Origin of the sequence: Pseudomonas sp. SIMBA_041 (genome assembly GCF_046535095.1) — a bacterium.
GTDB lineage: Bacteria > Pseudomonadota > Gammaproteobacteria > Pseudomonadales > Pseudomonadaceae > Aquipseudomonas > Aquipseudomonas mucoides.
Window position 1 is genome coordinate 1 of record NZ_JAWRXJ010000113.1, and the last position, 333, is coordinate 333.

General features: G+C 65.2%; 1 protein-coding gene. It reads left to right on the forward strand.

Annotated elements, in window-relative coordinates; all coding sequences use genetic code 11:
• On the forward strand, positions 1-333 hold a 333-nt coding region (locus SB725_RS30480; protein WP_410923071.1), incomplete at both ends, for a nitrilase-related carbon-nitrogen hydrolase.

The window sequence follows — 333 nt, forward strand, 5'->3', positions numbered from 1 at the left end:
CCTGGCCAAGGAGTTTGGGGTAACCCTGGTGGCTGGCTCTATCGTGCTCCCTGCCCCTTATGTCAAACAGGGCGTGCTGCACGCCGGCAGTGGCCCGCTGTACAACAGCAGCGTGGTGTTTGCCGGCGACGGCTCGCTGCTGGGCCAGCCCCAGCGCCAGCAGTACCCAGACAGCGAGATGCGCCGCTACATCCATGATGGCCGCCAGCACCCGCTGCAGGTCCTGCAAACCCCCGCCGGGCGCCTCGGTGTACTGATCGGCAGTGACAGCTGGTACCCGGAAAACCACCAGCAACTGGAGCAACAGTCGGTCCAACTGATCGCCAACCCGGT